This window comes from Actinomadura sp. NPDC047616 (assembly GCF_040642915.1).
Lineage (GTDB): Bacteria > Actinomycetota > Actinomycetes > Streptosporangiales > Streptosporangiaceae > Spirillospora > Spirillospora miaoliensis.
The window spans coordinates 21,598-29,672 of sequence record NZ_JBEYTB010000033.1; the positions used below are offsets into that span (position 1 = coordinate 21,598).

Annotated in this window: 4 protein-coding genes and 1 pseudogene; 2 read left to right on the forward strand and 3 right to left on the reverse strand. The window is 70.7% G+C overall.

From position 1 onward, the window contains the following. Positions 1–118: 118 nt before the first annotated feature. Positions 119–235: pseudogene (locus ABZ801_RS41055) on the reverse strand (IS5/IS1182 family transposase); the annotation flags it as partial. A 569-nt stretch (positions 236–804) separates the two neighbouring features. Here ABZ801_RS41055 and ABZ801_RS41060 point away from each other — a divergent pair. Together ABZ801_RS41060 and ABZ801_RS41065 are read left to right on the forward strand one after the other, a co-directional pair. Then, positions 805–1,875 carry a glycoside hydrolase family 6 protein gene (locus tag ABZ801_RS41060; protein WP_360709249.1) on the forward strand — a complete coding sequence of 357 codons (1,071 nt, stop codon included), beginning with the start codon at positions 805–807 and terminating at the stop codon, positions 1,873–1,875. A 782-nt stretch (positions 1,876–2,657) separates the two neighbouring features. Beyond that, positions 2,658–3,026: an ATP-binding protein gene (locus ABZ801_RS41065; RefSeq protein ID WP_360709256.1), complete on the forward strand. Its 369-nt coding sequence runs from the start codon at positions 2,658–2,660 to the stop codon at positions 3,024–3,026. Here ABZ801_RS41065 and trxA read toward each other — a convergent pair. Continuing rightward, positions 3,016–5,406 (reverse strand): thioredoxin, encoded by a 2,391-nt coding sequence (gene trxA, locus ABZ801_RS41070; RefSeq protein WP_360709259.1) that lies wholly within the window; start codon positions 5,404–5,406, stop codon positions 3,016–3,018. The genes ABZ801_RS41065 and trxA overlap by 11 nt on opposite strands. Positions 5,407–5,416: 10 nt before the next feature. Further along, positions 5,417–8,002, reverse strand: a complete 2,586-nt coding sequence (clpB, locus tag ABZ801_RS41075; RefSeq protein WP_360709251.1) for an ATP-dependent chaperone ClpB — start codon at positions 8,000–8,002, stop codon at positions 5,417–5,419. Positions 8,003–8,075 lie beyond the last annotated feature (73 nt).

Below are 8,075 nucleotides of genomic sequence, written 5' to 3' on the forward strand. Positions count from 1 at the left end.
CACGGGCCTGATGGGGCGCAGCTTGTGGGCGGTGCGGCCTGGCCGGAGGTCATGGCGCCGGTGAGGCCCGCGAGGCGGCGCTACTGCCGATCCGGCTGCACGGTCTGCGGCACGGCGTGGAGCCGGGCTCGACATCGGAGACCCACAACGGGGTGCCGTCCGGGGCGGACAGGAACTGCACGTTGCCTCCGAACGCCTTGTGCTTCTTGCTGAACCACAGGTCGTTGCCGTTCTCGCGGACGTCGGCGATTGATTCCGCTCAGTAAGTGAGGTTTCCTCAACATGATTTGGCAATAGCCGCCGTTGAGAAACCTCACTGATATCTGCGCATACTTCAGGCGCAGCGGTAGTGCGGCAGAGCGTTGAGGCGAGTCGGCCTGGGAGCCGCAGGTCCGCGCGGTCCTGTGACCGGGGGGGGGAGAGCACGAGGAAGGTGTCGTCGGACACGCGGCGGGTCGGGTACAGCACGTTCTCCCGGACGTCGCCGCAGGGGGGACCCACCGCCCCACCGAAGGCCGCACGCTCGGCCCGCCACTGTATGACTTCGGTCGATTGATCGACATGACCGCCTCGATCCAGCCCCGAACGGTCCCGGCCGGGGTGCTCAACGAGTACCACCGGGCGACCTGAGGTTCCCCACGAAAGCCCAGATCAGCGCCTACGCGCGCGTTATGGCACCCCACAGGCTCACAATGACGGCGGGCTGGGGCGGAAATGGAAGAGTGAAAGGGCTCTTGACCCGGATTGATGCGCGTCGATAGTTAGTGCATTGAACGCGTCCGCTTCCCTATGCTCCGCTGAAGAATGACCGAAGAGCCCGCGGACGGCAACCCCGCCATGACACCGGACGAGAAAGGAACCCCCGTGCTGCCCGCTATCCGCAGATGGACCATCACCGCCGTCGCCGCGTTCACCGCGTCGACGGCCGCGCTGACCGGCGCCTACTTCACCGGACAGCAACCGCAGGCCGCCAAGGTCGCCGCCGTCTCCTACGCCGCACCCGCGGCCAAGGCCATCGCCGCGGCCAACCTGTACGTCGACCCGAACTCCAACCCGGCGGCCTGGGTCGCCGCCCACCCCGGCGACCCGAGGGCCGCTCGCATCAAGGCGGCCATCGCCGACCGGCCGATCGCACGCTGGTTCGGTAACTGGGACAGCGATATCACCGCGGCGGTGTCCCGCTATGTCGGCGGCGCCGCGCAGGCCGGCGCCACACCGATGCTGGTGGCCTACAACGTCCCGGGCCGTGACTGCGGCAGCCACTCCGGCGGCGGAGCGGGCAGCCCGGATGCCTACCGCACCTGGATCGGGCAGTTCGCCTCGGCCATCGGCAGCCGCCAGGCGATCGTCGTGGTGGAGCCCGACGCGGTCGCCCAACTCGACTGCCTGCCGAACGGCACCGAGCGGCAGATCCGGCTCGACCTGCTGAAATACGGTGTGCAGCAGCTCAAGCAGAAGGCGCCGAACGCCTGGGTCTACCTGGACGCCGGCAACGCCAACTGGATTCCCGCCGGCACCATGGCCCAGCGTCTGCAGGCCGCCGGGATCGCTGACGCACGCGGCTTCGCGGTCAACGTGTCGAACTACTACACGACCGCACAATCGGTCAGCTACGCCAAGGCCGTCAAAGCCGGGCTCCCCAGCGGTAAGACCTTCGTGGTCGACACCAGCCGCAACGGCAACGGTTCCAACGGTGAATGGTGCAACCCCGCCGGACGCAGGCTCGGCACCCCGCCCCGCCAGGGAGTCGACGCCGAACTGGAACTGTGGGTCAAGGTCCCCGGCGACTCCGACGGCAACTGCGGGATCGGTGCCGGGATCCCCGCCGGCCAGTTCAGCCCCGACCTGGCCATCCGCCTGATCGACGGCACCTGATAGCCGAGCGTGCCGCCCGCACCGAAGCCCACCACCCCGGTGGGTGGGCGGGTGGCCACGCTGGCCTGACACCCGCCGTACCTCGGCCCGTCCCGGCGTCATGTCCGGGGCGGGCCGACGCGCGTTTACCGGGGTCGATTCGGCCATCAGGGCGCTGGAGTGCGCCCAGCGTCGGTAGGAGATCGGGGTTGGCGTGGCTTGGTCCGGGACGCCGAGTTGCCATTCGCGCCGGGTGACGACGCGGGTCCGGGAGAACTCGGTCCTCAGGGGTGCAGGACCACCTTCACCCGGTCCGTGTCGTCGCCCCGGGGCCTCGATCCGGGGAGATCCGGCACCTGGTCGACCCGGTACGTCTCGGGGCCTGTGGTACACGACTGCCTTCATGATGTCCTCCCCTGATGTGCGCGTTGGTGGCGCTTACTCCCACCGCGGTATCCGGGCGGGCCGCCTCCGCAGGGTGACCTACTGCAGGATGCGGGGCGGCTGGGCGGCGACTACAGTGGAGTAATGCCGTATCGGTCGGTCTGGCCGATGCGGGCCGCTCGGCCATCGAGGTCTCCGCGCCGCCCCTGACCGATTGCCCGAAAACGCTCGGCGGCGTGTGGACGCGTTCGCCGCGAGCCGCCGAGACCCGTCGGCGACGTGCTCGGGCGGGCGGAGAGCCGCGACGAGATCGCCGGCGTGGCCGACCAGCTGCCGATGGACTACCACGCGCTGCTGCCGGAGCCATGATGGCCACCGTTCCGACGCACTGCACCGAGGATGCTCGCGGGCCCGCGAGGATGCGTGGCCGTGCGGCCGAGTGGAGCGCCGTCCTCGATCTGCTGGCCGCGGCGCACGAGGGGCGCTCTGGAGTCCTGCTCGTCGAGGGCGAGCCCGGCATCGGCAAGAGCCTCCTCCTCCGCGAGGCGACGCGAACGGCCCGCGCGCGCGGCGTCTTGTCGGTGACGGTCGGCGCCCCCGACCTCGGCCGGATGCCGCTCGCGGAGTCGCTGCTCTCGGCGCTCGGCGAGGACGTGATCGCCGACGGCGAGGACCGTCCGCCGAGCAGGACCGGCACATGTGGCGGATCGAGAGGATCCGCGCCGGTCTCGACAAACGAGCCGGAGCCGGCCCCGTGCTGGTTGGCCTCGACGACCTTCAGCTGGTGACGCCGACGGCCCTCGCGACGCTGCGGGCCTGGACGTCACAGCTCGCCGGCCGGCCCGTCGCGTGGCTGCTGGCCCGCAGCACGGTGAAGGCGGGGAAGGCCGCCGGCCGCCTCTTCGGCCTCCTCGAATACGACGGCGTGCAGCGGATCACTCTGCCGCCCCTCGACGACGATGCGCTGACCAGGATCGTCATCGACATTCTCGGTGCCGTGCCCGACCCGCGGCTGGCGGCGCTCGCCGGCCAGTCAGGCGGCAACCCGTACCTCCTCACCGCGCTCATAGCCGGACTGCGCGGCGAGAATGGGATCCAGATTCGCGACGGCAGCGCACGTCTCGTCGCGGCTGGCCTGCCGCGGCGGTCCCAGGCGGCGGCACGGCACCTGCTCGACCAGTTGAGCCCGCGGACGCGCCATCTGCTGACCGTGACCGCGGTCCTGGCACGCTCGTTCTCGCCGGACGCCGCGGCCGCGGTGCTCGGCACGACCCCGACCGCGATCGTCCCGCAGTTCGACGAGGCGCTGTCGGCGGGCGTGCTCGCCGTCGCGGGGGATGAGCTGGCCTTCCGGCACGGCCTGCTGTGGCAGGCGGTCACCGACGCCGTTCCGGTTCCCATCCGGAAGGCGCTGCACCAGCAGATCGGCGAGGTCCTGTTCGACCGGGGCGGGCCTGCGACGGCGGCCGCGGCGCACCTGATGCAGGGTGTCCGCACGGGCGATCCCCGTGGCCTCGCCGAGCTGGACCGGCTGGTCGACGATATCCTGCCGGTCTCACCGCAGACCGCGGCGGACATCGCGCTGCGGGTAGTTCGCCTCACCGGTCTCGCCGAACCGGCCCGAACCGATCGCACACTGACCGCCGTCCGCACGCTCATCGAGGCGGGCCGGCTGGATGAGGCCGCCGGTTTCACCGAATCGGCCCTCACCCGGCCGCTGACCGCCGCTGCCCACGCGCGCCTGTGCTGCCTCCGGTCGGAGATCCTGCACATGCAGGGCCGGTCGGCCGAGGCCGCGGTGGACGCCGCGACCGTACTGGCCGAACCGGGCCTACCGGACCGGCTCCGCGACGCCGCTGAACTCGCGCTACTCAACGCGCAGGTCGCTGCCCGTGACGGTACGCTCGCGCGTCGGCACGCGCAGGCGATCGTCGAGGCTGCCGGCGAGCACGGCGACGCCCTCGTCACCGGGGCGTTCATCACGCTCGCGCTGGCCGCGTGGGACACGGACGACCTGGCCGAGGGCCTGCGGCTCGCCCGTGAGGCCGTCAGCCGGGCGGCGTCCATCGACGCCTGGTGCCTGCACCCCCGGATGATCCTGGCGATGCTCCTGACCGACGTCCGGCGGCTGGACGAGGCATGTTCGGTGATGGCGAGCGCGGGCGACGACATCAAGGTGCGCGGACGTCTCGTGTGGGCGGCGGCGCCCGCCGTGCTCCGCGCCCGCCTGCATCTGGCCGCGGGCCGTTTCGACGACGCGATCGCCGAGGCCGAGGCGGGCCTGGCGGCCACCAGCGGGTCGGGCCCGCATGTGCTGATGTCGTCCGCGCTGGCGGTGCTCGCCGTCGCCGCGCTGCGGTCCGGGGACCTGAACGCCGCACAGCGGTACGTCGACCGGGTACGGCCGGGGCTGTCGCAGTACGGATCGCCGCACGCAGAGGCCCGCTTCGCGCTTGTGACGAGCCAGATCGCGATGGCGCGCGATGGTGCCGGTGCCGTGGCGACGGCGTTCGCGGAGCTGTGCGAGCAGGTGCCGGAGCACTCCTGGGCGCTGGTCAGCGATCCCACCGCGGCGGCCTGGCTGGTACGCACCGCACTCGCCCTGGACGATCGCGTGCGAGCCGAGAGCGTGGTCGGCGCCGCGGAACGGCTCGCCCGCGAGAACCCGGGCTTTCCCACCGTCACGACGGCCGCCGAACACGCCCGCGGCCTGCTGGACGGGGACGAGCGCGCGCTGGACCGCGCGTCCGTGGACCACGCCGACCTCTCCACCAATGCGCGCAGGACCGGAGCGGGCGCGGCGCCGGCCTGCCGATCGATCACCTTGCCGTCCCGCATGAGGAGCAGGGTCGGCACGGCCTGGACGGCGAACCGCTCCTGGATCTTCGGCGCTCGGTCGACGTCGACCTTCACGAGCTTGATCCGGCCGGCCATCTCGCGGGCGAGCTGTTCGAGCGCCGGGCTGACCATGCGGCACGGGCCGCACCAGGTCGCCCACAGGTCGACCACGACCGGCACGGAGGCGCGCTCGGCGACGTCGGCGAAGTCGTCGTCGCCGGCGTCGGCGATCCACGGAAGCGGCCGGTGGCAGTTCCCGCAGCGCGGCGTACCGTCGGCCACCGCCGGCACGCGGTTGCGCTTGCCACAGTGCGGGCATTGGACGGTCATCAATGCCCCCTCATGGGTTCTGGTGGGAGACCTTGAGTTCGCCGTCCTCCAGTCCCACGCGGATGACCGCGCCGTCCAGGATCTCCCCGGACAGCAGTGCGCGGCCGATCCGGGTCTCGACCTCGCGGGCGATGAACCGGCGTAGTGGCCGGGCGCCGTATACCGGGTCGAAGCCCTGGCGGGCGATGTAGGCGCACGCCTCCGGCGTGACGTCCAGCGTCATCCGGCGGTCGGTGAGGCGGCCTCGCAGGTCGTTGAACATCAGGTCGACGATCCGCTCGATCTCGCGCTGTGTCAGTGGTTTGAACAGCACGATGTCGTCGACACGGTTGAGGAACTCGGGCCGGAAGTGGGTGCGCAGCGCGTCCATGACGGCATCGCGCGCGTCGGGTTTGATCTCGCCGTCGGAGGTGACGCCGACCAGCAGGTAGTCCGAGCCGATGTTGGAGGTCATGATCAGTACCGTGTTGCGGAAGTCGACGGTACGGCCCTGGCCGTCGGTGAGCCGGCCGTCGTCGAGGACCTGCAGCAGCGTGTTGAACACGTCGGTGTGGGCCTTTTCGATCTCGTCGAGCAGCACGACGGAGTACGGCTTGCGCCGGACGGCCTCGGTGAGCTGGCCGCCCTCTTCGTAGCCGACGTAGCCGGGCGGGGCGCCGACCAGGCGGCTGACGGTGTGCCGTTCCTGGTATTCGCTCATGTCCAGCCGGATCATGTTCTCCTCGGTGTCGAACAGCGCCGCGGCCAGTGCTTTGGCCAGCTCCGTCTTGCCGACGCCGGTCGGGCCGAGGAAGATGAACGAGCCGATCGGGCGGCGCGGGTCCTTGATCCCGGCCCGTGCCCTGATGATGGCGTCGGTGACCAGCCGCACGGCCTCGTCCTGGCCGACGACGCGTTCATGCAGCACCTCGTCGAGCCGGAGCAGCTTTTCGCGTTCGCCCTCCTTGAGGCGGCTGACCGGGATGCCGGTCCAGCGGGACACGATGTCGGCGATCTCGTCCTCGGTCACGACCTCGCGCAGCAGCCGCCGGCCGGCTTGCTTGTCGGACAGCCGCTCCTCCTCGGCCTGCAGCCTGCGTTGCAGTTCCGGCAGCAGGCCGTGGCGCAGTTCGGCGGCGCGGTTGAGGTCGTAGTTGCGTTCGGCCTGGTCGGCCTCCCGGCGGACGCGTTCGATCTCCTGGCGCAGGTCCTGGACCTTGCGCAGTGCCTGCCGTTCGGCTTCCCACTGGGCGCGCATGGCGTCGGCCTCGGCCTTGAGGTCGGCCAGCTGGGCGCGCAGGTCGTCCAGGCGCTCCAGGCTGGACGGGTCGCTCTCCTTCGCCAGTGCCGCCTCCTCGATCTCCAGGCGCATCACCCGCCGGGTGAGCTCGTCGAGCTCGGCCGGCATCGAGTCGATCTCGGTGCGCAGTTTCGCCGCCGCCTCGTCGACCAGGTCGATGGCCTTGTCCGGCAGGAACCGGTCGGAGATGTAGCGGTGGCTGAGCGTCACCGCCGCGACGATCGCGGAGTCCTGAATCTTCACTCCGTGGAAGACCTCCAGCCGTTCGCGCAGGCCACGGAGGATCGAGATGGCGTCCTCGACGGAGGGCTCGTCGATCATGACGGGCTGGAAGCGGCGTTCGAGGGCGGCGTCCTTCTCGATGTGCTTGCGGTACTCCTGCAGTGTGGTGGCGCCGATCATGTGGAGTTCACCGCGGGCGAGCATGGGCTTGAGCATGTTGCCGGCGTCCATCGCGCCCTCGGCCGCGCCCGCCCCGACGACGGTGTGCAGCTCGTCGACGAACAGCAGGATCCGCCCTTCGGCGGCCTTGACTTCGTTGAGCACCGCCTTGAGGCGTTCCTCGAATTCGCCGCGGTACTTCGCACCCGCGACCAGCGAGCCCATGTCGAGAGCCCAGACGGTCTTGTCCCGCAGCCCTTCCGGCACGTCGCTGTGGTCGATGCGCTGGGCGAGCCCTTCGACGATCGCGGTCTTGCCGACGCCCGGGTCGCCGACGAGCACCGGGTTGTTCTTCGTCTTGCGGGACAGGATCTGGATGACGCGGCGAATCTCGGTGTCCCGGCCGATGACCGGGTCGAGTTTCCCGGTCCGTGCCTCGGTGACCAGGTCCCGGCCGTACTTCTCCAGGGCCTCGTAGGCGGCCTCCGGCATCGACGAGGTCACCCGCTGGTTGCCGCGGACCTTCGTCAGCTCCTCGAGGAACCGGTTCCGCGTGACCCCCTGGATCAGCCCGTCCTCGATGAGGGCCAGCACGAGGTGCTCGACCGAGACGTACTCGTCCTTCAGCCGTTTCGCCTCGCGCTCGGCCGTGTCGAACAACCGGGACAGCCGCTGGGTCACGTACACCTGACCGGGCGCCGCGCCCGGGCCGGTGACCCGCGGACGCCGCTGGAGCCGGGACTCGGTCTCCGTGCGCAGCAGGTCGGTGTTCACGCCGGCTCCCACCAGCAGCCGGGGGGCCAAGCCCTCCGGCTGGTCGAGCAGGGCGAGCAGGAGATGCTCGGCGTCGACCTCGGTGTGCCCGAAGCGCAGAGCCTTGGTCTGCGCGTCGTGCAGGGCCTCCTGGGACTTCTCGGATGCTCCTATAGATGTCAAGCTGCAGGAGCAAGATCGTTTTGGTTGGCTGGTGTGGTGGATGTGCTGGTCAGGGTGCGGTAGACCTCGCGGG